This window comes from Shewanella litoralis (assembly GCF_009828585.1).
Classification (GTDB): domain Bacteria; phylum Pseudomonadota; class Gammaproteobacteria; order Enterobacterales; family Shewanellaceae; genus Shewanella; species Shewanella litoralis.
In genome coordinates this window covers 48,395-74,447 of the sequence record NZ_WSRZ01000017.1, presented here as the reverse complement: position 1 = coordinate 74,447, position 26,053 = coordinate 48,395, and the positions used below count along the sequence as shown (strand labels likewise).

Sequence of the window (26,053 nt, the reverse complement as noted above, 5' to 3'; positions counted from 1 at the left end):
ATAGGAACAATGATGAGCGACACACAAAAACTCGATTTTTCAGCGGTAAATGGCCCAACATTGGCGTCATTTAACCAGCAGAAAAACCTGATTAAACGCATGCTAAAAGGCAACAGCGCCACATGTACCGACTGCAATAAACCACTGACATTGCAATTGCCGCCCAACAATAAAAATGCCAAGCCAAATGCGAAAGCGCCTGGTATTTATTGCGCTAAAGGCTGTACTGATATTGAGCTCGATATGGAAGCCGTCGCGTTAATGAAATAACCCAAACTGATTTGGATTATGAATAAAAAGACCCTCTTAGCTAAGTGGGTCTTTTTGCTTTTAACACTCCTTCACTCAAACTGCTTGCCACTGTTTAACTAACATCGCTGGGCCACAAAGCTGGGTCATTGATTTTTCACCAGACAGTGCCGTTTCAAATATTTCAAAGGGTACATTTGGCCACAGGCTGATTTCAAACGAAGTATTAGCAGAAACAGCGCCAACCCCTTTTGGGGTACCAGTCATCACAATATCACCGTCATTTAAGCTCATAAACTCAGTGATGGCAGCAAACATGGCGTTGGGTTGATAGGTCATTAATTGCTGATGCCCAAGTTGAGTCATTACGTTATCAATGGTCAATTGAAAACACCAATCTTGTTGCGCCGACGTCATTGGAATAAACTCGCTAAACAACGCTGAGCCGTCAAACGCTTTACTGCGCTCCCACGGTAAGCCCTGCTTTTTGAGTTTGCCCTGCAACTCACGCTTGGTCATATCAAGCCCAACGCCTACCGCGCTAAATCGACCATACTTAACCATAAAACACAGCTCGGCTTCATAATGCAGCGTTTCACCCACCTCACTATGTAAAGTGTCAGTAATAGCAGAACTCGGCTTTAAAAACACCACCATTTCATCTGGCACGTCATTGCCCAGTTCATGAATATGATCTACATAATTACGCCCAATACAGACAATTTTTGATGGTGAAATTGCTATCTCGTCAGCTTGCTGCTTTAGTAAAACACTGTGTGAACTCACATTAACCTCGTATTAATCTCAAATATGCCAGGAGTGTTTCTCTGCCTTCTCTTTTTTATCATCGCTTGCCATATCACTCACTTAAACGGCTCGCTATTAAAGCCGGGCAATAAATACCGTAACACGATTGCATTACCCCGAAACTACATTTACATTTAATTAACAAAAACAATTATAAAGCCTTCAAGAAAATAGCTGTCAGCACAGCACTAAAACAACAAGAGACACTCATGACGATGCTAACATTAACAATTAAACAAAAAGTGGCACTGGGGTTTGCTTCTATTGGCATATTATTGCTTGCAGGAAGCAGTTTCTTTTACCGTTCGCTCAACCAAATTCAAACAGCAAACAACAACATTGAAGTGTTAGCGGTACCCGTTCAAAACCAATCAAATGCCTTACAAATTACCCTACTGAAAATGGCCAAAACAGAAAGCTTGGCCTACTCGCAAAGTGACAACAACAATATTACGATCAGTTTTAAGCAATTTACTGCGTTGCAGCAAGATTTTTCGAGTGCTTTAGCGGATTTATCTGCCAAAGTGGCCAATCATCCTCAAATGAATCAAGCACTCAACCAGGCTAAAAACGTTTACCTGCAATATGCCGAAGCGTCGCAAACCATGTTTAGTGCCAAGCTGGCCATCGAACAAAGTAAAAATGATTTCAGTACACTCAAAAATCAATTTGATAATCTTAAAATTGATGCCAGTAACAACATGATCGATCTAGAAATTGTTGAAGCCCCCGCCTCAGAAGCGCAATTACTAGAAGCCGTTATTGGCTCAGGTGTTCGCATTGATGACATGTTATTTACCCTGGGCAACACAGTCACCGAACTGGGTCGCTTAACCACGGCAGATGCCGTTGAAGTCCATAAGCAAGATGTGGCAATGTTGCTTGGTAATATCACCACCAATACAAACTACCTGAAACAACAAGCATCTTCACTCCCAGTGGCACAATTGTTAGCCGACTTTGATGCCAATTTAGAAAAGATCTTGGTGTTAGTTGATAATCCAGGTGACTTGTATAACGCACAAATGAAAGTGGTAAAGCAATTTCAGCAAGCTGAATCAAGTTATACACTATCAAATCAACTATTTGAATCAACAAACCAACAATTAGATCAGCTGGTGCAATTAGCCAACCAGGGCTTTAACGATATGCAAATGCTCGCTATCGATGAGGTGACTATCGCTAAAACGTTAGCCATATTAATGGCCGTTGTGTTTGTATTGATGGCAGGCTTTATTTATTACTTCACATCTAACGCTATGTTAGGGCCGTTAAAGGCCAGTAATCGTGCATTGTCACGCATTGCCAGTGGCGATTTATCGCGGCGCTTAACAAAACGCAATGACGATGAGTTTGGGGAACTCATGGATAACATCAATAAATTAACAGATGATCTTACTGATTTATTACAAGACATCAACCACGACGCCCACTTACTGGATGACGCGGCAATTCGATCGCAAGATCAAAGTCAAAAAATATCGACATCAGCATTAGGGCAAATTAGTCAAATTGAGCAAGCGAAACAACTGGCAGAACAGATACATCACAGCTCAATGACCGTCAATGAACAAGCATTAGAATCCGAGCAACACGTTAAATTAGCCTCAGCCCAGGGTGCTCAGGTCAAAATCATCGCCAATGATAACCGTAATCGGATTGATGCTTTGTCAAAGGGGTTGGGTGACTCGGTGAGTATTATGACTAAGCTCAGTCAGCACAGCGATAATATTGGCGGCATTTTGACCACCATCAGTGCAATTGCCGACCAAACCAATCTACTTGCATTAAATGCAGCCATTGAAGCGGCTAGAGCGGGCGAACACGGTCGCGGATTTGCCGTTGTGGCCGATGAGGTGCGATCTCTTGCTTCACGTACTCAGTTATCAACCGCTGAAATTCAAAACATGATTAGCGCGCTGCAACAAGAAACCACTAACGCGGTCAATGCGATATCTCAGGGCCAAAATCAGGCCAATGAATGCGTCGCGCAAAGTCTGTCTTTACATGATGCGATTGTACAAATAGAAGCAGCATTAGGAATTATTAATGGCATGAGTCAAAGTATTACCCAGGCCGCAGATCAGCAAGTGAGTTACAGCCAACAAATAGAACAAACCATGACAGAAACCGCAAAGGCCGCCACGCAAAATGCCGAAGAGTCGACCACCATGGCGCAACGTAGTGAGCAGCTAAATCAACTGGCTCATTCTTTAACGACCTCAGTGGAACGATTTAAGCTTTAATGACCAAGGTGCTAGAGGGTTAGATGCTAGGCGGCAGTCAGTAGATGGTAAACGGTAGACGGTATACGGTAGACGGTAGACGGTAGACGGTAGACGGTAGACGGTAGACGGTATACGGTAGACGGTAGACGGTAGACGGTAGACGGTAGACGGTAGACGGTAGACGGTAGACGGTAGACGGTAGACGGTCTGCATTAATAAGCTCTTAAGGCAGTATTTTGATGAACAAATACCCACAAGCAGCCGGCTAAAATAACCACAATAAAAAGGCCCGACAGATTAATGCCGGGCCTTTTTTAACGTTCAATAACTTAAAATCTTATTTTTTACCTAAGGTCCCGACTGCAAAACGGCGAATAATCGAACGTACCATTAACACAGACTTCCCTAGCTCGTTGCTATTAAGCAATGACTTTTGTGACGACTCTTTGGTAATTTCGGCAGAATCGGCAATATCGATAATTTGCTGATTAATGTGTTCCGCCACTGCGCTTTGTTGCTCAACCGCGGCAGACATGTCTAACGTTAATTGTGTAATCTGTTGAACAGATTGATTAATCGAAGCTAAAGCATTGCGGGTTTTATCAACAATATCTACACCATTCATTGCAGCTTGCTCGCCTTTAACCGACACTTGCACCGCATTCTCAGCTCGTTTGGTTAGCACATTGACAATGCCGTGAATTTTGTCTGTCGACTCACGTGTTTTTACCGCTAAAGAACGCACTTCATCGGCAACAACACTGAATCCGCGCCCCTGGTCGCCTGCTCTAGCCGCTTCAATAGCTGCATTTAATGCAAGTAGATTGGTTTGGTCGGCAATACTGGAAATCAAGCTCGCTGCTTGGCCAATCTCAACTGTCGACGCAGATAATTCGCGCACCGTAGTGGCAATATCAGCAACTGAAATATTGAGTTCATCAATGGAATGTTTTGCTTGATCAGCAAGCATTGCGCCTTCATTGACGTTGTCTAAAGCATTTTTGGCGCTGTCGGCATTGCGTTCAACATTGGTTGAAACTTCTTGAATCGCCGTCGACATTTGCGTAATGGCCGACGCAATTTGTTGCGTAGCAAGGCTTTGATGTGCAACTGCTTTTGCAGACGATTCAGCTTCGATTTGAGTGTGTTCAACAATGCCATCTAATGACTTAGCCGCATCTTCAATGCGTGTCATTGCTGTACGACAACGAGCAATTTCACATCCTAGCGCTAATTTAGCCTGTGCTTTCGCACCAAAGTCATCAAAATACGTTTCAGCAACGGTTAAGTCGGTAAATGAATTAGGGTTAAGCTTAACCACTTCGAACCAATCTTGTTGTTGTTTATAGCCGCTCCACGCTGTCGAAATAACCAATGTCAACAAACCAACAGCACCGGCCCCACTCCCCCAAAGCTCAAATAACACAAAACTAAGAACAAGCATGGGTAACCACGAAGGTAACAGCTTAATAGCATGATGTTTTAGCTTGGCAGTTAGGGGTTTAGGTGATTTATTATTTCTAATCCGGGTATAAGCCGTTTCTGCACGGGCGATTTCACTGGGTAATGCGACGATACGCACAGACTCAAAACCCACCACTTTGTTGTGTTCAAAAATAGGCGTGACAAATGCACTTACCCAATAGTGGTCGCCATTTTTACGTCTGTTTTTGACTAATCCCATCCACACTTTTCCCGCAGCAATGCATGCCCACATTTCTTTAAACACATCACTTGGCATATCTGGATGACGCACAAGGTTATGCGGTTTACCAATCAACTCGCTTTTATCAAAACCACTGACCTCAACAAACGCATCATTGCAATAGGTGATATGACCACGTAAATCGGTACCAGAAATGAGGCGTAAATCATCATCAAAATGATATTGTTTTTGTGTAACGGGTTGATTATTGCGCATAGGCACGGACATCCTTGTCTTAGAGAGTAGTGAAGGTTTAATCTTTTGCACATTTTTAACACCACTAACTAAAGCGGCAATCTAGCTGTTCAAAAGATTATAAGAAAAAGCTTAATTAATGATGAATAATATAGCGTTAAACGGTTAAAACACATAACCATATTTTTTGTAAGTTTAATTATGGTATCCACTTGAAATTTGTCAAATAAATAACAATTAAAACCTCAGCCCTATCGAACGATAAACGTTAATATTATTTGGCAATGACCATGGTATTACATATGATTCAAACATCACCTGGGGATAAACTACAGAATAAAAAAATGGCGTGGAATACGATTCCACGCCATTTTTTAATCTAATCAAGCTGTTAATTCGTCAAACGAGTGACTCGTCGAGCTATGCATATTCCTGCATAAAATCATCCAGGTTATCATTGATGATTTCAATCTCATCGCCACTAAATTGGGCGATGTGGAACAAGGCTTCACCTTCATTAGTTACCGGGATATTACTGTTACCAATAATAATGCCATCAGACGGTGCTAATAGCGGACACGGTTCGCCCCCTAAAGGGTTAACGATATTAGCCAATACCTGACCTTTTGATACACGCTCGCCCAGCTTTAGCTTAATGTTAACCAGGCCATCAGCTTCACTGCGCACCCAATAGCTGCGGCTGGCGTTAACACTGGTTGTGGCTTTAACTTTGCCTTTAAGCATGCCAATACAGCGCATCACATTAATCACGCCATTAAGGCCTGACTTAATCGACATGTCGCTGAAGCGTAATGCCTCGCCCGCTTCGTATAAAATACACGGAATATCAAGGCTGTTGGCGTAACCACGCATAGAGCCTTCGCGTGCTTTTGATGACATCACCACCGGCGCACCAAAGGCATTGGCCATCGCAAGCATGGTTTCATCATCGGTATCACAGCGAATTTGCGGCAAATTTTCGCGATGGATAGCACCTGTGTGCAAATCGACAATATGCGTTGCACGCTTAACTAACATGCTGCTAAACAAGTGCGCCAAACGACTGGCAAGGGCACCTTTAGCGCTACCCGGAAAGCAGCGATTTAAATCGCGGCGATCTGGTAGGTAACGCGATTGCTGAATAAAGCCAAATACGTTAACAATCGGAACCACTAATAAGGTGCCAGTTAAGGTTTTAGCATTCACACGACCGAGCAAGCGTCGACATATCTCAATGCCATTTAACTCATCGCCATGGATAGCTGCGCACACTAACAGAGTGGGACCCGGTTTAGTACCGTGAAACACTTCTACATGCAAATCCATTGGCGTATCGTTATACAGTTTTGCTGCGGGCAGTTTCACACTAAGCTGTGTACCTGCCGCTACGCTAACATCACCAATAACAAACGGTTCGTGCTTTTTTGCCATTAACCGACTCCTTTAGTCTTCGAGCTAGTAGGCTTCACATTTTTTTCAATAAATTGAATAATTTTTTCTGCCACATCAATGCCAGTGGCTTTTTCGATGCCTTCAAGGCCAGGCGATGAGTTCACTTCCATCACCAATGGACCGTGCTTAGAACGTAAAATATCTACACCAGCAACGTTTAGGCCCATTGTTTTAGCCGCACGAAGTGCCGTAGAGCGCTCTTCTGGGGTTAATTTAACAATGCTCGCCGAACCACCACGGTGTAAATTAGAGCGGAACTCGCCCGGTAATGCCTGGCGTTTCATGGCGGCAATCACTTTGTCGCCAATCACAAAACAACGAATATCTGCACCGCCAGCTTCAGCGATGTATTCTTGCACCATAATGTTGGCTTTTAAGCCCATAAAGGCTTCGATAACCGATTCAGCAGCTTTACGTGTTTCGGCAAGCACAACACCAATGCCTTGAGTTCCCTCAAGTAACTTAATCACGCAAGGTGCGCCGCCGACCATGTCGAGTAAATCGGGTACGTCAGCAGGTTGGTTAGCAAAGCCTGTAACAGGTAAACCAATACTTTTGCGAGATAAAAGTTGCAAAGAACGCAGTTTATCGCGTGAACGTGTAATAGCCACAGACTCATTTAATGGATGAGTACCCATCATTTCAAACTGACGTAAAACAGCGGTGCCGTAAAAAGTCACTGAAGCACCAATACGCGGAATAACCGCATCAAATTTTGGCAACTCTTCGCCACGAACATGGATGCTAGGTGCATTCATATTAATGTTCATATAACACTTTAATGGATCAACAATTTTAATTGTATGACCACGAGCTTCGGCGGCTTCTTTAAGACGACTTGTCGAGTAAAGATTGCGGTTTCTCGACATAATGGCGATTTGCATTTTGCTATTCTCCTGCTAAAAACGATTCTGCTGAATTAACCAAAAAACGCCCTTCTAATGCGCGCCTACCAAGTAACATTCTAAATTTCATGTTATCTCTGTTTGTTAAGGTCAGTTCGATGTCAAATTGTTGGTCGCCGATAATAATCGGCGTATTTATCACGTAGCGGTTAGTCACATGTCCGCCAGAGTCACTCACAGCTCGACGATCAAATACAGGGAATTCGCACACTACTTCACGGTCTGACTCTTGCTCTGGATGAAGCCAGACTCGGACCCACTTTTGTTTATTTTTTTGAAACGGTTTAATTTTAAACGCATGTAAACAGGACGTTTTTGCGCCAGTATCCACTTTGATTTTGACTCTTTCGTTGCCAATTTCAGGAAAAGTGCCCCACTCTCGCCAACCCACAATACCGAGGGAGTGTTCAGTCATGGTCAATCCTTTCTTGTAGAGGAATTTTCATTCCAAAGTGTAATCTATCAATAAAATCTATGTATGATTATGTACTGTTCTATCGTCAATCTGTGACTTTGTTGCCATCAATGTGACATCGTTCAATATATTCTTACCAACTGATTGACTAAAGACTGACTGATTTTTAACCTCAGCAAGTCGTACTCATTACATTAACATGTTAATCCAGCGGATGGATGAGTCATTATGAATGAATACAAATTAGGAAAGAGTTAACAAGATGCAATACGACAAATAAAAACAACAAGACTGGGATAAAACAACCTTTGAATCAATTTTAACACTAACGCTTTATTTATATCAAACTAACATTAATGTTTAGAAAAAATAAAACATCAACTCAGTAAGTTACATCGTTCAGACTTGACAATAAAATAACCAAAAACACACATTAACTTGAGATAATCACCTTAAATTTACTAAGAAAAATTTAAAAAGGTGAAATATCACTCACCCTTAAATGGTTTAATTATGACCTCGACATTTGATCTTGGTTTCACTCGTCTGTCACATTGATTATGATGGTTGAGTTTCTATTTAGGTAAATCCGTTTAAAAGGTATTGTTATGTTTAGCCTACAAAGTTTTGATTTTTTACATCAGCTGGCCAACAACAACGATAGAGAGTGGTTTAAAGCCAATCAAAATGATTATGAAGATCAAGTAAGAACCCCGGCACTGCAATATATCGAAGCGATGCAAGGGTCGATTTTAGCATTATCGCCTCGTTTTACTGCGGTGCCGAAAAAAGTCGGTGGCAGCTTAATGCGCCCGCAACGCGATAGCCGCTTTAGCAAAGATAAAACTCCTTATAAAACCAATGTGGGAATTCAGTTTCGCCATTTTCAAGCAAAGGATGTCCATGCACCTGGGTTTTATGTGCATGTCGCCAATGATGAATGCTTTATTGCTGCAGGCATTTGGCATCCAGAAGCCAAAGCATTAAATGCCATTAGACAGTGCATAGATGAAAACCCAAACGGCTATAAAAAAGCATTAGCCACATTAACTCAAGCTGGTTTTACACTCACTGGTGATAGCCTGGTGAGGCCTCCACGAGGGTTTGATAGTCAACATCCATTAATTGATGAACTCAAACGTAAAGACTTTATTGCCATAAAACCGGTATCGATTGAGCAAGTATGCAGTGACGACTTTGTCGAGTTTTGTACAAAAGAATTTGAGCACACTCGCTCATTAATGGCTTATTTGTGCTTTGCGTTGTCGCTAGACTTTTAACATCTAATACACTAAACGCAAACTCAAGCCGGTAAAGGCTAACTAACTCCGTTGGCCTATGCTGTTTTCGCCTCAAGACATGGTAAACTACCGCCATATTGCATTAAGTTGCACCAACACCGTTGCGCTATAGTCATATCAGGTTATTTCATGAGTCAAATACGTTCTGCTAAACCCTTACCTTCAGTATTTAATGACAGCGTTGTAATAGATGCTATTACCCCCGCGCAAAAACGTGCGCTGAGTTATGCCACCACCATTGAAATGCTGTTTAACCAGGTGATGAACAGTAGAATGCCTGCCGATAGAATTATTGGTCAATATTTTCGTGAGCACAAAAAGCATGGTTCAAAAGACAGACGCGTGATCCGCGAGAGTTTATTTGCACTGTTCCGTTGGTGGGGCTGGTTAAGCCAATTACAAAGCGAGCAGCCACACGTAACCTGGTTTAAACAGTTAAGTGCATGTGCAGCACTTGAGCAACATGCCTGGCAAGATATCACTCAAGCATGGGACAACATAGCGGCATGGCCGACAACAGAACACCCTCCCGCGAACAGTAACAGTCTCAATGATAAACTGGCACTGTTTCAGTCGTTATCTGGGCTAGCAGACTGCCAACCTAGCGATTTATTGCCGAGCTGGTTTTGGCAAACTTGCCCTGTTGCACCATCAGAACAACTTGCCGTCGTTGAAGCAATGACCACTCGCCCCCCCATTTGGGCACGCGTGCAAAGCATCAAAACGCCAACGGCCATCAGTCAACTAAGCAAAGCGGGTATAGAGGCAGTTGCAAGCCAATACTTTACTGATGCCATTAGCCTGGGTCATAAAAGCATTAACCTCAATGAAGTTGACAGCTACAAGCAAGGGCATATCGAGATCCAGGATTTAGCTTCACAAGTGATTGGCCAAATCTGTCAACCAGGAGCTGATCAAATATGGTGGGATGCATGCAGTGGCGCAGGGGGTAAAACCTTACAGTTACGCTCGTTGATGTTACAACAAAACTCAAAAAGCACTGGCACGATTACCGCATCCGATATCAGAAATAAACCATTAGAAGAACTGAGTAAGCGAGCTAAACGCGCCGGCTTTAACAACATTAGTGTCGCACCTTGGAAATCTGATACCTTACCAGTTAGTGAAGGCATATTTGATGGTGTGTTAGTTGATGCGCCTTGCAGTTGTACAGGTACCTGGCGACGTAACCCTGATATGCGCTGGTTAGACGATGTTAGTGCTGTTAGTGATAAGCGCGCGCTGCAGCTGGATATTTTAACGCGCAGTGCTGCTGCCGTTAAAGCTGGCGGACAGCTGGTTTATGCCACATGTTCACTGTCACCAAGTGAGAACGAACACGTTGTAGAAGCTTTTTTAGCACAAACCAATGAGTTTGAACTATTGCCTGTTATCCATCCTTTTACTGGTGAGTTATGCAACATGCTCACTGTATGGCCGCAACAGGCAGACAGTGACGGTATGTTCGTTGCTAAAATGCGCCGAAAATAAGCGCGACTTCTAGCCTATGTTAGTTAGTCTAATTATCAGTAAAAACAAAAACGCCATCAAGTTTGATGGCGTTTTTTTATATTATTTCGTTTTAATAAGTAATGACTCTGAATCCGTATTAGTATTACTTTCGATGCAATCTTAAAATGAGTTCTGCTTCGGCTTTAGGTAGTTCACATTCTTGAATTAACTCTTCAATACCCGCCCCTAGTGCAACCATTTTAACGGCACGAGAATACAACTTAGCTTGCGGGTCTTGTTGGCTGGACTCTTCAATCATATCTGATTGTTGAGCAAGCTTTTTTTCTAGTTCAACCACTCGACGGCCTACACCAATTGTGCCGCTGCGTAATTCTTGTAACTCACGTTTAACCGCTTCGCGTTGGCGATCACTTTCTTTTACCAGCACGGTTAATGCGTCAACTTTGGTCTTTAATTTGCGTGATTGTTTTTGTAAGTAAAGCACCAAGCCAAGGCAGGCAACCACAGAAACTAGCGCAGCAATTAACAATTCATCACCCATTAACATACCTACATTGCAATTACTAAAAGCAAAATAAAAAGCCAACAATCAATGGTTGGCTTTAGGATTACAAATTAAAAATTAAAGCTGTGTTAATTCAACCCACTCGTCGTCTGACAATAACTTATCTAGGTCGACTAAAATCAATAATTCATTATCACGATTACTCACGCCTTGAATAAACTTAGCGCTTTCTTCGGTTCCCACATTAGGTGCATTATCAATTTCTGAGCGACGTAAGTAAACCACTTCTGCAACACTGTCTACCAAAATACCAATCACTTGTTTTTCGGCTTCGATAATCACAATACGGGTTGAATCATCAAGCTCAGCTGACTGCAAACCAAAACGTGAACGCGTGTCAATCACGGTCACAACGTTGCCACGAAGATTAATAATACCGAGTACGTAATCAGGCGCGCCCGGTACAGGGGCTATTTCGGTATAACGCAACACTTCTTGAACTTGCATTACATTAATGCCATAGGTTTCATGGTCTAACTTAAATGTTACCCATTGTAAAACTGCATCGTCTTTACCCGCAGCAACCGCTGCTACACTTCTAGAATCGCTCATAGTTAACCTCGGTCAATCGAATCCTGACAACCTAAACCTGCATCAAGCATTTCAATCAATGCTTGTACATGCAAAATGCCACACATTTGTTGTTTTACCACCCCAGCAAGCCAAGGACGCTTGCCCGGTTTTTCACGCCAGTTGACGTGTGATTTGTCTATCTTCACGGCATTAACCAATGACTCACAGGTTAACCCCCAAGCACTGTTTTCTAGCATAACAAGATATTGATAGTTTACTGTTTCTGCCAGCGCCGGTGTATATTTTTCTGGCATTACCCAGGCACACGTATCAACCACATTAATTTTACTGTCGCGGTGAGTTTGCACTCCTTTAAACCATGACGGCCTACCAATGAGATGGTTAATTTTCTCTATCTTTATAATGCCACCTAAACTAACTAATGGCACGGCTAAGGTTAAGCCTGCAACATTAAAGAATAATACCTGAAACTCATCATCTAATACTTCTTGTAAATTTTGAGTAATACTCGGCGGTGTCGCGCCAGTTTGCGTCTGCAACACTTGTTGTGCTGCTTTCTCTTCAGCGAGCTTGTCATGTTTAATAATAGCGTCTTTTAATTCAGCTAGTGCACTATTATCAGTTTTTATATCGACTAACGATTTGATTTCTTTATCCGTTAGTGACGTTTTTTGTATATTTGTGCTTTTTGACGCGGGTTGCTCAACAGGTGTCGTCTCTGTTTGGGCGATAGCTTGTCGTACTCTTTCGGCACTGGCTTTGATTTGCAGCTTTATGTCGGTGCCTTTGTCTGCATGTGATACTGCAGACAGTAGCTTCTCTAATGCCAGTTTATCAACCTGCGTTGCGGGTTCAGCAAAACTTCTGATGCCTGCTGTTTTTGACAGCGGTGTTTTAGACGCAACCGAAGGCACAGATTGACGCGGTGTAATGGTATTATCTAGCTCGGGCTTACTGTTTTCTAACGCACTAGGATGACTCGAGGTAGGAGCAGTATCTGCTTTAATTTCAGGTGTTATTTCAGGTTGGGCTGCTGCCGGCTCCTGTAATAAAAGACTGAAATAATCAAAAACAGTTTCATCAACCGATTTTGACATGGGTAAACTCCCGGGCGTATAAAAAATCGAGCAACCGATTATATGCTTTTACCCCACGACTTGTCGCAGAATAATGTGATGCAGGTAAATGCGCCAAACTGGCATCTCTAAATTTGGTATCGACTGGGATCACATCATTAGGCCACAATGTTTGTCCGTATTTGTCTTGTAAAAACTGCAACGCAATCGGTGAAGCTTTAGTGCGCTTATCGTACATTGTGGGTAACACAGTGTAGCTGTAACGGGTCTTTTTAGAACGGCCCATAATCTCCATGGTTTTCACCATTCTCTCTAAACCTTTTATCGCTAAGAACTCAGTCTGCACCGGAATAATAATATGTTGGCTCGCCGCTAATGCATTAACCATTAATACCCCCAGCACTGGCGGGCAATCTATAATGGCGACATCGTATTTGTGTTCAACTAATGACAATAAATTACGTAATACTAGTCCCATTCCTTCTTGATGCCCTAACGAACGATCTAACGTTGCTAATGCCATGTTGGCAGGAATAATATCTAAGCCTTCGATTTGAGTGGGTATGACATTTTGCATAATCAACTCTTGGGTTAATGCTTGATGATTTAAAAACACATCATAAAGCGACCCGGGCACTTCCTCGGAATCAATACCCAAGTAATAGCCCAATGAAGCATGAGGATCGGTATCTATCAGCAACACACGTTTGCCACGTTTAGCTAATGCTCCAGCCAAACTGGCAACTGTGGTGGTTTTACCCACGCCACCTTTTTGATTTGCTACTGTCCATACTTTCAAAAAAAGCCTCTCAACTTATCATTATCCGATGGAATGCTCATTGTTGTTTTTGTTGCTTATCTTCTCGAGTCGTGACTCGAATACCACCATTAGGCAGGCTAATCACTTTAACGCCCTGGGCATTCTCAGAGACTATAACTTCTTGTGTCGGCAATGTCTGTGAGCTGTCAGTCGGTGATGACAATTTGTCATGATTACTCGCATCGGCCCCTGGACCAATTAACACACTTTTTGCCTCATCCTTACCCGTTTTACTAATCATGGCTTGGGTTTGCTCAGGATGCGTTAACAGCCAATTGGCAATGTTTTCCGCTTGATCTTCAGGTACCATTAATAACACTTGCGAGGCTTTGAGTTGCTCAATCTCTTTGGAGAGTAAAGTCATTTTACGCTGTGAATCGACATATAAACTGCCTAACACAAGGATGGCAACAAAGCACAAAAAAATGCCTAACGTTAGCTTGGTTATTAATGCTGTCGCAGAATTAGCCACGACTGGTCTCTTTTAATATCGCATCAGCCATATTATCAAGTGCAATAGAATGCGTAGCAAGGCCAGCAGAAGCTACAGCTTGTGGCATGCCATATACTACACAACTGGCTTCATCTTGAGCCCAAATAGTCGCCCCAGCAGATTTAAGCATTCTGGCACCTTCGCGGCCATCAGCGCCCATCCCGGTTAATACCACGGCCAGTACGTCACCACCATATGCTTTAGAGGCTGACGCAAAGGTTATATCTACAGATGGCTTATAGTTCATGTCGGCATTTCCAGCCAACACTTTTAAGCGTGCGGTCATCCCTGCTCGCTCTAACATTAATTGCATTCCACCAGGGGCAAGATACGCACAACCAGCCCGCATAACATCGCCATTTTGCGCTTCTTTCACTTCAATTTTACATAACGAGTTTAAACGAGCAGCAAAAGCTGGCGTAAAAGCGGCCGGCATATGTTGAATGAGCACAATAGGATGTGGGTAATTGGCAGGGAATGCCGTTAATACTTTTTGCAGTGCAACCGGCCCACCTGTGGATGTGCCGATTAGCAATACTTTATATTGTTTACCACTGGCTCTGATAGTCGTTACGGATGGCACAGTCGAGGTTGATTGTCGCTCAATTGCAGACGACGTTAACCCACCGCGAACGGGTAATGAGGCATTTGCAGCGGTGGCAATGTTTGAGTTAAGTCTTGAGCCTAATGGTCGACGCTGTGTGGCTAAACCGCTGTCTGATACGCTAGTAGAGCGACGGGCGTCTAGTGTGCTACTCGTGAGTGTATCTCGCGTCGATAAAGTACTTGGCCGATACATGCGTCTGCGCCCCAACGCTTTTATGCGCTGTTGCAACAAATTGATTGCTTCGTCTTTATTGGTTGCAATGTCTTCAAAACGTTTTGGCAGAAAGTCGAGTGCGCCAGCTTCTAGCGCATCGAGTGTCGCTTTAGCCCCGTCATGGGTTAAAGAAGAAAACATCAAAATAGGCGTAGGATTGTTAGCCATGATCTCACGGACAGCACTAATGCCGTCCATAACCGGCATTTCGATATCCATCGTGATCACTTGAGGGTTTAATTTTGCAGCCATCTCAACCGCTTCTTTACCATTGACAGCAACAGCAACGACTTCGAGATCAGGATCTTGATTAACAATCTCACTGACTCGACGTCGAAAAAAGCTAGAATCGTCTACAACTAGTACTTTTATGGCCATTTAATTCCTTAACTTATGGAACTTTTATTTTTATTTTTTGTTTTTGGCGTAATGCTTAAGTAAACCAGGAATATCTAAAATAAGCGCAATACCACCGTCTGAAGTAATGGTCGCACCAGCCATACCAGGCGTGCCTTGCAACATACTGCCTAACGGTTTAATGACCACTTCTTCTTGACCAATAAGTGCATCGACCACAAAGCCAATTTGCATCGTGCCAAGTTGTACAATGACAACATGTCCGTGCTTTTTATCACCATGCTTAAATTTGGTTTTTTTGCTGTGTAACCAGTGCTCAAGATAAAACAATGGTACGGCTTTATTCCGGAAAATAACCGTTAATTGACCATCAACTATATTGGTTTTAGATAAATCTAAATTAAAGATTTCATTCACACTCGACAACGGTAACGCAAAGACTTGCTTTGACACATCGACCATTAGTGTTGGCATAATCGCCAAGGTTAGCGGTACTTTAATCTCAAGAACGGTGCCTTTGCCTTTCATTGAATCAATGTGAACAGTACCGTTTAATTGATTGATGCGGGTTTTAACCACATCCATACCCACACCACGCCCAGAAATATCAGAAATCTCGACTTTGGTTGAGAAGCCAGGCGCAAAAATCAGATTATAAGCTTCGTTATCCGTCATTCTCGATGCGGCATCTTCATCGAGCACACCACGAGTGATTGCAATTTGTTTCAGCTTTTCAGGGTCCATCCCTGCTCCATCATCCTCAATTTTAAGCAGGATATGGTCACCTTCTTGACTCGCAGAAAGCGTAATGGTGCCTGTTCGAGGTTTGCCATTGGCTTCACGAGTGATCGGCATTTCAATACCGTGGTCTACCGAGTTTCGCACTAAGTGAACTAATGGATCGGCTAACGCCTCAACCAAATTTTTATCAAGATCAGTTTCTTCACCAATCATGATCAGATCAATTTCTTTATTTAACGTTCGAGCTAAATCTCGAACAACCCTTGGGAAGCGGCCAAACACTTTCTTAATTGGCTGCATGCGGGTTTTCATTACCGCGCCTTGCAAGTCTGCGGTGACAAGATCAAGGTTAGCCAGTGCTTTTGACATTTCTTCGTCTTCACGAGTAATGCCTAAACTGACCAGACGATTACGCACCAATACCAATTCGCCGACCATATTCATAATTTGATCTAAACGCGCCGTATCAACACGAACGGTTGTTTCACCTTGTGGGACAGCATTAGCTTTAGCCGGTGCGGGCACAGGGGCTTTATCTTTGGCGACTTCAGCTTTAGGAACGGGTACAGGGGCTGGTACGGCCTTGGCAGAGGCTGGAGCAGGAGCTGCGGCTTTTGGTGAATCTGGCGTTTTAGGTGGTGTAGGTGTAGCAGCTGCTACTGGAGAAGCGGGTTTAGCAACCGCTGGAGCACTGCCTTTGCCATGCAATTCATCTAATAAGCGTTCAAATTCATCGTCGGTAATTTCATCGGAGTCGACTAATGGTTCAACAACCGGTTGTGCTGGCTTAATTGGCTCACTCGCGGTTTCAGCTTTAGCTTTAAACGATCCTGAACCATGAAGTTCATCGAGTAATGCTTCAAACTCATCATCGGTGATTTCATCACTATTGCTTGGTGAAGCTGTAGCTTGGGGTGCAATAGCGTCTTGATTTACAGCAGATGAGGCTGTTGAGGTTGGGCTTTTTCCTGATCCATGTAATGCATCGAGTAATGCTTCAAATTCAGATTCGTCAATTTCATCAATACCAGCAGAGCTGGCTGCAGGAGTAGCTTGCACACTTATGTCTTCGACGTACTCAGGCTCAGCAATTTCGATGGCATCTTCGATGATTTCAGGTTCAGCAGATGACTCACCCATTTCAGACGGCAAAGGAGCACCAGAGCTTAATAATTTTAGTTTTGCGAGCAAGTCTGAATCTGCAGGGTCTTGTTGTTGTCCCTGTTGAGTTTGAGCAAACATGGTATTAATTGCGTCAACCGCTTGCAAAATAATATCCATTAATTCTGCGTTGACAACGCGTTTACCTGTGCGTAAAAGATCGAAGGTGTTTTCGGCTTCGTGACAAACATCAACCATGGGTGTCAGACTTAAAAAACCAGCCCCACCTTTTACAGTGTGAAAACCACGAAAAATGGCATTAAGTAAATCACTGTCATCAGGATTATTTTCAAGAGCGACCAGCTGCTCTTGTAGAAGCTCTAAAATCTCACCAGCTTCAATTAAAAAGTCCTGGAGTATCTCTTCATCAACATCAAATGACATTAAATTGACTCCTAATTAGAAACCCAGACTTGATAGTAGATCATCAACTTCATCCTGACCCGTGACCACGTCTTCACGTAACTCGGCGTTCATGATTGGGCCTTCTGCCTCTATCTTATTATCTTTAATTGCAGGTAATGACTCAGTTGTATGCTCACCAAAGACGGTTAACATAGACACTAAATTATTCTCTACTTCGCGCACCAGCTCAATCACTCTACGGATCATCTGACCGGTTAAATCTTGGAAGTCTTGCGCCATCAGTATCTGATTGAGCAATTCACGAAGACGGTTAGAGTCATGTTCGCTATTAGACATAAACTGCTGAACATCATGGCAAAGTGACTTAAATTCACCTAGCTCGATGTCTCGACGCATTAATTTATCCCACATAGGCGTTACAGATTGAATGTTGCTTATAATGGTATCGGCCAAAGGCAAACATTCTTCAACTGCATCCATGGTTTTATTAGCAGCTTGCTCGGTCATATCAATAACATAGTTTAATCTTTCCTTAGCGTCCGGAATTTCGGTTTTGGCTAATTCAGATAAACGGTTAACAACTTGGAAATCTTTTAATGCGCTGTGCAATTGGCGAGTGAGTTTGCCGACTTCTTCAAACAGCTCACGCTGCAGAGGAGTCGCAAGATCTCTAATTATTTCGTCAGCTTTATCTTGCTCTCCCGCCGATAGCAGTTCAACAAGTTGCTGGGCCTGTTCGAGAGTAATTAACCCCGATATTGATGCCTGCATGACTTATCCTTGCTTATGCGAGTCGTTCAAAGATTTTATCTAACTTTTCTTTTAACGTAGCGGCAGTGAAAGGCTTTACAACATAGCCATTAACACCCGCTTGGGCCGCAGCAATGATCTGTTCACGCTTAGCTTCAGCGGTCACCATTAATACGGGTAAATGTTTTAGTGAATCGTCTGCACGGATTGCTTTGAGCAAGTCAATACCCTGCATTCCCGGCATGTTCCAGTCGGTTACAACAAAGTCAAAATCACCTTTTTGTAACATAGGTAGGGCTGTTGAGCCATCATCTGCTTCTTGGGTATTATTAAATCCCAAGTCTCGCAACAAGTTCTTAATGATACGTCTCATTGTTGAAAAATCGTCAACAATAAGAATCTTCATATTCTTGTCCAAGGTTTCCTCCGGTGAGCTGACACTCGTTTGCTCTATAATTAGTTATTATTCTTGTGTCCAATGCTTGAGCTTGGCTTTTAGTCTGAGCATAGCCTGACTTAATATCTGGCTGACTCGCGACTCACTTACCTCAAGGATGGCACCAATTTCTTTTAAGTTTAATGCTTCGTCATAATATAACGACAACACTAAAGCATCTCTTTCTGGCAAGGTTTTAATTGCTTCAACCAGTGCAGATTGGAACTGAGTCTCGGCGAGAGAATCAAAAGCTTCATCTGGTGATTCGTCGTCTGTAGTTAATACATCCTGAGAAACACCAAGGTCTTCTATGCCTATGATTTTACCGACAGAAACATCATTTAGGATATGATGGTACTCATCGAGAGACATATCAAGTTTTTCAGCAATTTCTGTGTCTCGTGCATCACGCCCTAACAGTTGTTCAAGTTCGTCAATTACCTGGGCTACACGGCGATTATTCCGATGAACTGAGCGTGGAACCCAGTCACCGCGGCGAATTTCGTCAATCATTGCGCCACGAATACGAATACCAGCAAAGGTTTCAAATTTAGCGCCTTTACTGCCATCAAATTTTGATGAAGCTTCAAGCAGCCCCATCATACCTGCTTGTAATAAATCATCCAGTTGCACTGACGCTGGCAACCTTGCCAACATGTGATGAGCAATGCGTTTCACCAGCGGTGCATACTGTTCAACAATTGATGTTTTGTTATCGAACTGAGTATACGCTGCGGCTTTATTCACTCGCTCTCCCCTCTTCAACGGGTTTACGTTGTACTAAGCGTTCAACAAAAAACTCTAAATGGCCACCCGGTTGCTGTGGAACAGGCCATGTCATAATCTTATTGGCCAAACCATGATATGCAATCGCAGAAGGAGACTTTGGAAACGCTTCTACGACCAGTTTTTGTTTACGAACCGCTTTACGTAAATTTTCATCAAAAGGAACTGTTGCGACGAGCTCTAGCGCCACATCTAAAAATCTATCAGTCACTTTACTGAGTTTAGCAAATAATTCCATGCCTTCGCGTAAACTGCGCACCATATTTGCCACAATTTTGAAGTGGAACACACCGTGCTCACGACTTAAAATTTTAATCAGGGCGTAAGCATCGGTAATGGATGTAGGTTCATCACATACCACAATAAGCACATCTTGCGATGCACGTGAAAAACTCAACACCATATCTGAAATACCCGCCGCAGTATCAACAATTAGAATGTCAAACTGGGTGCGCATTTCACTGAATGCTCTAATTAAGCCTGCATGTTGCGCCTGGGTCAATTCAACCATCGCTTGAGTCCCAGATGTTGCCGGCACAATGCCGATACCTTTTGGTCCGCGTACAATGATGTCATCTAATTCGGCATCGCCAGACAAAACATGAGATAAATTTTTCTCTGCACGGATCCCTAGCATCACATCAACGTTGGCTAAACCTAAGTCAGCATCAAGCACCAGTACACGTTTGCCTTTTTCGGCTAATGCGACTGCAGTATTAATTGACACGCTTGTTTTACCGACTCCGCCTTTACCACCGGATACGGCAATTACTTTAACTTTATCGTTATTTGGTTGATTCATCATACGTAAACCACTTGCTTGATCCCGAGTCATATCTTTACTCAAATGCATAGGCAGTGTCATTTGACCATGCCGTGTCTTGTGACGTTGGTTGTTCTGTTTCGTTTAATGCTGCTAGTGCTTGTTTGGCTAATTCTAGTGTATCAGCCACTTTCATGTCTTCAGGAACACGTTGACCGTCAGTAACATAACTCAATGGTAACTCATTTTGAATCAATACGCTCAATGCACCTGCAATTGATACTGATTCATCTAATTTGGTCAAAATAGCGCCCGATAACGGAATACGTTTAAAATGTTCTACCGCATCTTGCAGTACACGACGCTGGCCAGTAGCTGACATAACTAAATAACTGCGGATAGGGATCCTACTGTTTGCTGTCAAATTATCAAGTTGTTGATAAAGACGCATATCACGTTGTCCCATACCCGCGGTATCAATTAACACTAGCTTGCGATTTCTAAATTGATACAAAATTTGTTCTAATTCACTTAAATCATGTGCTTGCTTAACTGGGCAGCCCATAATTTTACCATATGTCGCTAATTGCTCATATGCCCCAATGCGATAATGATCCGTAGTTATCAATGCAACTTGCTCAGGGCCATGGTGTGCAGCAAACCGCGCAGCAATTTTAGCCAGAGAAGTCGTTTTACCCACACCTGTAGGCCCAACAAACGCAACCACACCACCACGTTTAACAATATCATCACCCTGGTTATCCAGTAAGTTAGCTAAGCTTTGTGGCAATGCACGCACTAAGTCTGCTGGTGTGTAATGTTGGCTTAACCCTGCTAGTTTAGCAGCAACTGCTGGAGAAAACTCAGCAGCGACTAATTTACTTTCTAACATTGCTCCAACAGGATCCGAGCGCTTTTTGTGATCCTTCATCAACGAAGAGACTTGATGAGTCAGCAAACTTCTTAACGATGCCATTTCCTCGCGCAGTGAGTCTAGCTCAGCTGATTGATTTTTATTACTTTTAGATGGTTTTTCTAAATGGTTAACCTGTGGTGCGCTAGGCGCGGGCTTTGGCGTTTTCGCACCTTGTAGTTGGCGCGCCCACTCAGGTAACTCTGGCTCATCTTGATGCACAGACATTTGCTGTGCCATACGATTATGCTGTTTTTCAAGTAATGCTTGTAACGAGTCAGCTGCAGGAGGCGGACTCACTTTTGAATGGGCTTTAACGGCAGGTTTAGCGCCCAATGAGACTCTGTCTTCACTGACATCCATGAAGCTATTTGTTGGCGCTTGCGACGCGATAGCGGCTTTGGGCTCGTCATAATCAACCGCGGCAACAATTTCGATACCACCGGTCACTTTCTTATTAGACATAATGACAGCGTCAGACCCTAGGGTGTCTTTAACTTGTGCCAATGCTGCACGCATATCTTTGGCAAAAAATCGTTTAATTTTCACGTACGCACCTCTTTAAACTGACGTTATCACTATTGACCCACAGCCGAAACAATTCTGATTTGTTTCTCGTCGGGGATTTCTTGGTAAGAAATCACCCGTAAATTTGGAATAGTGTATTTAACAAATCGTGACAGCGTGGATCTCAGCATACCAGATGTCAATAATATGGCTGGTTGTCCTACCATTTCTTGCTTCTGGGCAGCATCTAGAAGTGACTGCTGCATGCGTTCTGCGAGGCCTGGCTCAATATTTGGCCCTTCTCCACCTGTCGCCTGCATAGACTTATGCAACATCTGTTCCAACTCAGGTGCCAATGTAATGACGGGGATTTCAAGTTCCGGTCCTGAGATCTCCTGAACTATCATCCTTTTTAACGCGATACGAACCGCTGCGGTTAATACTTCAGTGTCATTACTCTTATTGCCATATTCTAATAACGTTTGGACTATTGTGCGTAAATCTCGAACCGATACGCCTTCATTGAGCAAGTTCTGCATCACTTTAACCACAGAGCCCAGCGGCATAATGTCCGGCACAAAACCATCCACGAGTTTTGGCGAATTCTTCGCTAGCATATCCATTAACTGTTGCACTTCTTCATAGCCCAATAGTTTAGCAGCGTTGTTACTTAGCAATTGACTAATATGGGTTGCGACAACGGTAGCGGTATCAACAACGGTGTAGCCTAATGTTTGTGCATGCTCACGTTGCTCTGGAGTGATCCATACGGCCTCTAAACCAAATGCAGGATCGCGAGTTTCAATGCCATCAAGCTTGCCATAAACCTGACCTGGGTTAATCGCCAGCTCACAATCATGTCTCACTTCAGCTTCACCTACTACAACCCCCATCAATGAAATGCGATACGCATTAGGTGATAAGTCTAGATTGTCACGAATATGCACTGCTGGCACTAAAAATCCTAACTCTTGAGATAATTTCTTACGCACACCCTTAATACGGCCTAATAATTCGCCACCCTGGGATTTATCAACTAATGGAATTAACCGATAGCCGACCTCAAGACCGATGGTGTCAACATGACGTACATCATCCCAACTCAATTCTTTTGGTTCTTTATCTTTAGTTTCTGCAGGGCCTTTAGTTGCCACCACTAACGCGGCTTGCTTTTTATCCATATTACGTTTGTAGACAAAATAAGCAGCACCAGCGGTGATAAATGCGAACGTTAAAAATGCCACGTGAGGCATTCCAGGCACAATACCCATAATAAACAGCAGACCAGCAGCAATGGCTAATGACTTATGATTGTCAAACATCTGACTCATCATCATCTGACCCATATCGCCAGATTCATTTTGGCGCGTGACCATTAAAGCTGCGGCAATAGACAATAGTAAGCCAGGTATTTGCGCCACTAAACCATCACCAATAGTCAGTAAGGTATAAATTTCAACCGCACTGGAGAAATCGAGATCATGCTGCACAATACCAATAACAAAACCGCCGAGAATGTTGATCACCAGGATCATAATACCGGCAATAGCATCACCTTTAACAAACTTCGACGCACCGTCCATTGCGCCATAAAAGTCAGCTTCACGGGTCACTTCAGCACGGCGAATACGTGCTTGGTCTTGGGTAAGCGTTCCGGCATTTAAGTCAGCATCAATGGCCATTTGTTTGCCAGGCATTGCATCAAGGGTAAAGCGAGCACTCACCTCAGCAATACGTCCAGCACCTTTGGTCACTACTGCAAAGTTAATGATAATTAGGATAATGAAAACAACCAAACCCACAGCATAATTGCCGCCAATCACCACAGAACCGAAGGCTTCAATCACCTTACCCGCAGCATCTCCACCATTGTGGCCTTCTAATAATACGATTCGAGTTGAAGCGACGTTTAACGCTAATCGCAACAAGGTCGCAACTAATAACACAGTAGGAAAAGCAGCAAAATCAAGGGGTCTGTCGGTATAAATTGCGACGAGTAACACCACTAACGCGAGGGCAATATTGAAAGAAAACAAGATATCGAGCAAAAATGGCGGGATGGGTAAAATCACCATACCCAAGGCAGCCAATACTAATACAGGCGTACCGATACCTTTAAAAGTAGATGGTCTTATTTGTTTAAATTGCCCAAAAGCTGCTTTTGCATCCATATTTAGATGAACCCTTTGTGTCAGTTTACTGCGCCAATGGACTGTTAATTGACGCGAATAAACTTACAAAGCAAGAATTAAGCCATAAATAGCATTATCAAAATTGCATGTTTATTTTAATATTGTAAATCATCTGGGATAGGCTGTTTGTAAGGAATAGGTTTAGGCTTACGCCCCTTACCTTTTTGATATTGTCTGAGCTGAAACACGTAGGCTAATACTTGAGCAACCGCAGTAAATAGCCCTTCTGGCACTTGTTGGTCAATCTTGGTGGTATGATAAATAGCCCTGGCAAGAGGCGGCGCCGATACAATCGCAACGTTATGTTCACGTGCAATTTCTCGTATTTTAAACGCAACATCGTCTACGCCTTTGGCGATTAAGAATGGTGCCGATGAACGAGTCACATCATACTTAACCGCTACCGCATAATGCTCGGGGTTAACCACAATCACATCGGCTTTTGGCACTTCGGTCATCATCCGGCGCTGAGCCATTTCATGCTGCATTTGCCTAATGCGACCTTTTACTTCAGGTTTACCCTCAGTATCTTTATATTCGTCTTTGACTTCTTGCTTGGTCATTTTGAGCTGTTTATTGTGGTTCCAAATCTGGAACGGCACATCAATAATCACAATCAACAACATTGAACTGCATAATAAAATAAACATCCATACCAGCAGATCTAGCGCATGATAAACATTACCCGGCAAATGGTCGCTCGATAACATTAAAATATCGTAAAAATAGAAGGTTAATAGAAAATATGCCGACAGAGCGACAACAGAAAACTTAGCAATACCTTTGGTTAACTCAACCAGTGCCTGGGTACCAAACATGCGTTTAAAGCCATTCATCGGATTAAGCTTGCTGCCTTTAGGCATAAAGGCTTTGACCGAAAAAGACATGCCGCCTAACACGATATTGCCTAAAAAAGACACAAACGCCAACAAAGCAATAAAGCTCAATAATGGCCAGGCAAGCTCATTACCCACGACGCCCCAAACACGAAACATCGAGTTGGTATCAAATATTTGATCGCGCTCCATGGTGAAAATTTGCTTCATCATGGTGTAAAGGCTAATGGCAATTGAAGGTCCTGTCATGGCAAAACCAACAGATGCCGCCAATAACACAGCGGCGGTTCCAAGTTCTTTTGATCGAGCGACTTGGCCTTTTTCACGTGCTTGTTCAAGTCGTTTACTGGTGGGTTCTTCTGTGCGTTCTTGACTGCTGTCATTTTCGGCCATTTTCCCTCCTTAGAACACGATTGCTGCGTCGGTTTGACATTGAAGTTGTAACACATCACACATCAGTAGCTGTGCTGCCTGCCAGACTTCATCAAAGTGCGCCATGATAGGCCCAAGGGTTAACCATAAAATCAGCAAACCACTGACCATGGTAACGGGAAAACCAATAGAGAAAATGTTTAACTGCGGTGACGCTCTTGTCATCACACCAAAAGAGAGGTTAATCAGTAATAAGGCCACAATCGCCGAGATAGACATGGTTAGTGCTGCCCCAAACATATAACTGCCCCATTCAGCTAACGCGCGATAATTGGCAATTGAAATACCTTGAGTCGAAATAGGGATCGTTTCAAAACTGGCCACCAGCATTCTAAACATCAATAAATGGCCATCAACGGCTAAAAATATCAGAGTCGCGAGCAGTAAAAAGAAATTACTCACCACAGGTGTTTGTTCACCTGAACCGGGGTCAACCATAGAGGCAAAACCTAAGCTGGTTTGCATACCAATAATTTGCCCCGTTAACACAAATGTCTGCATCACCATTAAGGTCACAAACCCCATCGATACACCGATAAGAATTTGTTGAGCAATGACAAATACTGAGCTAAACGCCATGAGTTCGACAGCTTCAATAGGCGGTAATACTGGCGCAACGGCAACGGTAATCGCAACAGATAACAGCAAACGAACACGAGATGGCGTGGTATTAGCGCCAAATACTGTCATCACCATTAACATTGAAGAGATACGAAAAAACGGCAACAGGTAGGCTGCAATTGTTTGACTGATTTCATCAAACAAAATATCCATA

Annotated in this window: 24 protein-coding genes; 4 read left to right on the top strand and 20 right to left on the bottom strand. The window is 43.2% G+C overall.

Annotated features, from left to right (window positions below; translation table 11 throughout):
• Positions 1 to 12: 12 nt before the first annotated feature.
• Complete coding sequence (locus GQA99_RS14160) at positions 13 to 270, top strand: hypothetical protein (RefSeq protein ID WP_160054665.1); 258 nt, start codon at positions 13 to 15, stop codon at positions 268 to 270.
• 75 nt (positions 271 to 345) lie between these two features.
• Here the strand turns inward: GQA99_RS14160 and GQA99_RS14155 are convergent, their stop codons facing one another.
• On the bottom strand, positions 346 to 1,035 hold the full coding sequence (locus GQA99_RS14155) for a fumarylacetoacetate hydrolase family protein (protein ID WP_160054663.1): 690 nt from the start codon (positions 1,033 to 1,035) through the stop codon (positions 346 to 348).
• 230 nt (positions 1,036 to 1,265) lie between these two features.
• Here GQA99_RS14155 and GQA99_RS14150 point away from each other — a divergent pair, with 230 nt between their 5' ends.
• The gene (locus GQA99_RS14150; RefSeq protein WP_229785931.1) at positions 1,266 to 3,302 is read left to right on the top strand and encodes a methyl-accepting chemotaxis protein; all 2,037 of its coding nucleotides are present in this window, start codon (positions 1,266 to 1,268) and stop codon (positions 3,300 to 3,302) included.
• A gap of 319 nt (positions 3,303 to 3,621) precedes the next feature.
• Here GQA99_RS14150 and GQA99_RS14145 read toward each other — a convergent pair whose 3' ends face one another.
• The 4 genes from GQA99_RS14145 to GQA99_RS14130 all read right to left on the bottom strand — a co-directional run bounded on the left by GQA99_RS14145 (position 3,622) and on the right by GQA99_RS14130 (position 7,956).
• Positions 3,622 to 5,205: a methyl-accepting chemotaxis protein gene (locus GQA99_RS14145; protein WP_160054661.1), complete on the bottom strand. Its 1,584-nt coding sequence runs from the start codon at positions 5,203 to 5,205 to the stop codon at positions 3,622 to 3,624.
• A 399-nt stretch (positions 5,206 to 5,604) separates the two neighbouring features.
• Positions 5,605 to 6,615: a succinylglutamate desuccinylase/aspartoacylase family protein gene (locus GQA99_RS14140; protein ID WP_160054659.1), complete on the bottom strand. Its 1,011-nt coding sequence runs from the start codon at positions 6,613 to 6,615 to the stop codon at positions 5,605 to 5,607.
• The gene (rimK, locus tag GQA99_RS14135; protein ID WP_160054657.1) at positions 6,615 to 7,520 is read right to left on the bottom strand and encodes a 30S ribosomal protein S6--L-glutamate ligase; all 906 of its coding nucleotides are present in this window, start codon (positions 7,518 to 7,520) and stop codon (positions 6,615 to 6,617) included. Before rimK ends, GQA99_RS14140 begins: the two co-directional genes overlap by 1 nt.
• A gap of 4 nt (positions 7,521 to 7,524) precedes the next feature.
• Positions 7,525 to 7,956: an ATP-dependent zinc protease family protein gene (locus GQA99_RS14130; RefSeq protein WP_160054655.1), complete on the bottom strand. Its 432-nt coding sequence runs from the start codon at positions 7,954 to 7,956 to the stop codon at positions 7,525 to 7,527.
• A 608-nt stretch (positions 7,957 to 8,564) separates the two neighbouring features.
• On the opposite strand from GQA99_RS14130, the gene GQA99_RS14125 reads away from it, so the two are divergent.
• Complete coding sequence (locus GQA99_RS14125; RefSeq protein WP_160054653.1) at positions 8,565 to 9,236, top strand: DUF2461 domain-containing protein; 672 nt, start codon at positions 8,565 to 8,567, stop codon at positions 9,234 to 9,236.
• A gap of 150 nt (positions 9,237 to 9,386) precedes the next feature.
• Complete coding sequence (locus tag GQA99_RS14120) at positions 9,387 to 10,748, top strand: RsmB/NOP family class I SAM-dependent RNA methyltransferase (protein ID WP_160054651.1); 1,362 nt, start codon at positions 9,387 to 9,389, stop codon at positions 10,746 to 10,748.
• A gap of 124 nt (positions 10,749 to 10,872) precedes the next feature.
• Here GQA99_RS14120 and GQA99_RS14115 read toward each other — a convergent pair whose 3' ends face one another.
• The 15 genes from GQA99_RS14115 to fliR all read right to left on the bottom strand — a co-directional run bounded on the left by GQA99_RS14115 (position 10,873) and on the right by fliR (position 26,052).
• Positions 10,873 to 11,271, bottom strand: a complete 399-nt coding sequence (locus GQA99_RS14115; protein WP_160054649.1) for a DUF2802 domain-containing protein — start codon at positions 11,269 to 11,271, stop codon at positions 10,873 to 10,875.
• An 81-nt stretch (positions 11,272 to 11,352) separates the two neighbouring features.
• On the bottom strand, positions 11,353 to 11,847 hold the full coding sequence (locus GQA99_RS14110) for a chemotaxis protein CheW (RefSeq protein WP_160054647.1): 495 nt from the start codon (positions 11,845 to 11,847) through the stop codon (positions 11,353 to 11,355).
• A gap of 2 nt (positions 11,848 to 11,849) precedes the next feature.
• The gene (locus tag GQA99_RS14105) at positions 11,850 to 12,926 is read right to left on the bottom strand and encodes a chemotaxis protein CheW (RefSeq protein ID WP_160054645.1); all 1,077 of its coding nucleotides are present in this window, start codon (positions 12,924 to 12,926) and stop codon (positions 11,850 to 11,852) included.
• Entirely contained in the window at positions 12,910 to 13,704 is a 795-nt protein-coding gene (locus GQA99_RS14100) for a ParA family protein (RefSeq protein ID WP_160054643.1), read from the bottom strand. Before GQA99_RS14100 ends, GQA99_RS14105 begins: the two co-directional genes overlap by 17 nt.
• Positions 13,705 to 13,741: 37 nt before the next feature.
• Positions 13,742 to 14,197 carry a membrane anchored protein in chemotaxis locus gene (locus tag GQA99_RS14095; RefSeq protein ID WP_229785930.1) on the bottom strand — a complete coding sequence of 152 codons (456 nt, stop codon included), beginning with the start codon at positions 14,195 to 14,197 and terminating at the stop codon, positions 13,742 to 13,744.
• The gene (locus GQA99_RS14090; protein ID WP_160054641.1) at positions 14,190 to 15,416 is read right to left on the bottom strand and encodes a protein-glutamate methylesterase/protein-glutamine glutaminase; all 1,227 of its coding nucleotides are present in this window, start codon (positions 15,414 to 15,416) and stop codon (positions 14,190 to 14,192) included. The genes GQA99_RS14095 and GQA99_RS14090 overlap by 8 nt, the downstream gene beginning before the upstream one ends.
• 30 nt (positions 15,417 to 15,446) lie before the next feature.
• Positions 15,447 to 17,681, bottom strand: coding sequence for a chemotaxis protein CheA (locus tag GQA99_RS14085; protein ID WP_160054639.1), 2,235 nt, complete (start codon positions 17,679 to 17,681; stop codon positions 15,447 to 15,449).
• 15 nt (positions 17,682 to 17,696) lie between these two features.
• On the bottom strand, positions 17,697 to 18,434 hold the full coding sequence (locus GQA99_RS14080; RefSeq protein ID WP_160054637.1) for a protein phosphatase CheZ: 738 nt from the start codon (positions 18,432 to 18,434) through the stop codon (positions 17,697 to 17,699).
• A gap of 13 nt (positions 18,435 to 18,447) precedes the next feature.
• Positions 18,448 to 18,831 carry a chemotaxis response regulator CheY gene (gene cheY / locus GQA99_RS14075; protein WP_007649667.1) on the bottom strand — a complete coding sequence of 128 codons (384 nt, stop codon included), beginning with the start codon at positions 18,829 to 18,831 and terminating at the stop codon, positions 18,448 to 18,450.
• Between the two features lie 45 nt (positions 18,832 to 18,876).
• Positions 18,877 to 19,596, bottom strand: coding sequence for an RNA polymerase sigma factor FliA (locus GQA99_RS14070; RefSeq protein ID WP_160054635.1), 720 nt, complete (start codon positions 19,594 to 19,596; stop codon positions 18,877 to 18,879).
• Positions 19,589 to 20,470 carry a MinD/ParA family protein gene (locus GQA99_RS14065; RefSeq protein ID WP_160054633.1) on the bottom strand — a complete coding sequence of 294 codons (882 nt, stop codon included), beginning with the start codon at positions 20,468 to 20,470 and terminating at the stop codon, positions 19,589 to 19,591. Before GQA99_RS14065 ends, GQA99_RS14070 begins: the two co-directional genes overlap by 8 nt.
• Positions 20,471 to 20,474: 4 nt before the next feature.
• Positions 20,475 to 21,860 (bottom strand): flagellar biosynthesis GTPase FlhF, encoded by a 1,386-nt coding sequence (flhF, locus tag GQA99_RS14060; RefSeq protein WP_160054631.1) that lies wholly within the window; start codon positions 21,858 to 21,860, stop codon positions 20,475 to 20,477.
• A 29-nt stretch (positions 21,861 to 21,889) separates the two neighbouring features.
• Complete coding sequence (gene flhA, locus GQA99_RS14055) at positions 21,890 to 23,989, bottom strand: flagellar biosynthesis protein FlhA (protein WP_160054629.1); 2,100 nt, start codon at positions 23,987 to 23,989, stop codon at positions 21,890 to 21,892.
• A gap of 116 nt (positions 23,990 to 24,105) precedes the next feature.
• Positions 24,106 to 25,239, bottom strand: coding sequence for a flagellar biosynthesis protein FlhB (gene flhB / locus GQA99_RS14050; protein ID WP_160054627.1), 1,134 nt, complete (start codon positions 25,237 to 25,239; stop codon positions 24,106 to 24,108).
• A 9-nt stretch (positions 25,240 to 25,248) separates the two neighbouring features.
• Positions 25,249 to 26,052, bottom strand: coding sequence for a flagellar biosynthetic protein FliR (gene fliR, locus GQA99_RS14045; RefSeq protein WP_160054625.1), 804 nt, complete (start codon positions 26,050 to 26,052; stop codon positions 25,249 to 25,251).
• Position 26,053: the final 1 nt, after the last annotated feature.

What these genes read in the sequence shown, in the direction of transcription:
- GQA99_RS14160 (WP_160054665.1), top strand. Translation starts at nt 13, where the DNA reads ATGAGCGACACACAAAAACTCGATTTTTCAGCGGTAAATGGCCCAACA.
- GQA99_RS14150 (WP_229785931.1), top strand. Translation starts at nt 1,266, where the DNA reads ATGACGATGCTAACATTAACAATTAAACAAAAAGTGGCACTGGGGTTT.
- GQA99_RS14145 (WP_160054661.1), bottom strand. Translation starts at nt 5,205, where the DNA reads ATGCGCAATAATCAACCCGTTACACAAAAACAATATCATTTTGATGAT.
- GQA99_RS14140 (WP_160054659.1), bottom strand. Translation starts at nt 6,615, where the DNA reads ATGGCAAAAAAGCACGAACCGTTTGTTATTGGTGATGTTAGCGTAGCG.
- rimK (WP_160054657.1), bottom strand. Translation starts at nt 7,520, where the DNA reads ATGCAAATCGCCATTATGTCGAGAAACCGCAATCTTTACTCGACAAGT.
- GQA99_RS14130 (WP_160054655.1), bottom strand. Translation starts at nt 7,956, where the DNA reads ATGACTGAACACTCCCTCGGTATTGTGGGTTGGCGAGAGTGGGGCACT.
- GQA99_RS14125 (WP_160054653.1), top strand. Translation starts at nt 8,565, where the DNA reads ATGTTTAGCCTACAAAGTTTTGATTTTTTACATCAGCTGGCCAACAAC.
- GQA99_RS14120 (WP_160054651.1), top strand. Translation starts at nt 9,387, where the DNA reads ATGAGTCAAATACGTTCTGCTAAACCCTTACCTTCAGTATTTAATGAC.
- GQA99_RS14115 (WP_160054649.1), bottom strand. Translation starts at nt 11,271, where the DNA reads ATGGGTGATGAATTGTTAATTGCTGCGCTAGTTTCTGTGGTTGCCTGC.
- GQA99_RS14110 (WP_160054647.1), bottom strand. Translation starts at nt 11,847, where the DNA reads ATGAGCGATTCTAGAAGTGTAGCAGCGGTTGCTGCGGGTAAAGACGAT.
- GQA99_RS14105 (WP_160054645.1), bottom strand. Translation starts at nt 12,926, where the DNA reads ATGTCAAAATCGGTTGATGAAACTGTTTTTGATTATTTCAGTCTTTTA.
- GQA99_RS14090 (WP_160054641.1), bottom strand. Translation starts at nt 15,416, where the DNA reads ATGGCCATAAAAGTACTAGTTGTAGACGATTCTAGCTTTTTTCGACGT.
- GQA99_RS14085 (WP_160054639.1), bottom strand. Translation starts at nt 17,681, where the DNA reads ATGTCATTTGATGTTGATGAAGAGATACTCCAGGACTTTTTAATTGAA.
- GQA99_RS14080 (WP_160054637.1), bottom strand. Translation starts at nt 18,434, where the DNA reads ATGCAGGCATCAATATCGGGGTTAATTACTCTCGAACAGGCCCAGCAA.
- GQA99_RS14065 (WP_160054633.1), bottom strand. Translation starts at nt 20,470, where the DNA reads ATGACTCGGGATCAAGCAAGTGGTTTACGTATGATGAATCAACCAAAT.
- flhA (WP_160054629.1), bottom strand. Translation starts at nt 23,989, where the DNA reads ATGGATGCAAAAGCAGCTTTTGGGCAATTTAAACAAATAAGACCATCT.
- flhB (WP_160054627.1), bottom strand. Translation starts at nt 25,239, where the DNA reads ATGGCCGAAAATGACAGCAGTCAAGAACGCACAGAAGAACCCACCAGT.
- fliR (WP_160054625.1), bottom strand. Translation starts at nt 26,052, where the DNA reads ATGGATATTTTGTTTGATGAAATCAGTCAAACAATTGCAGCCTACCTG.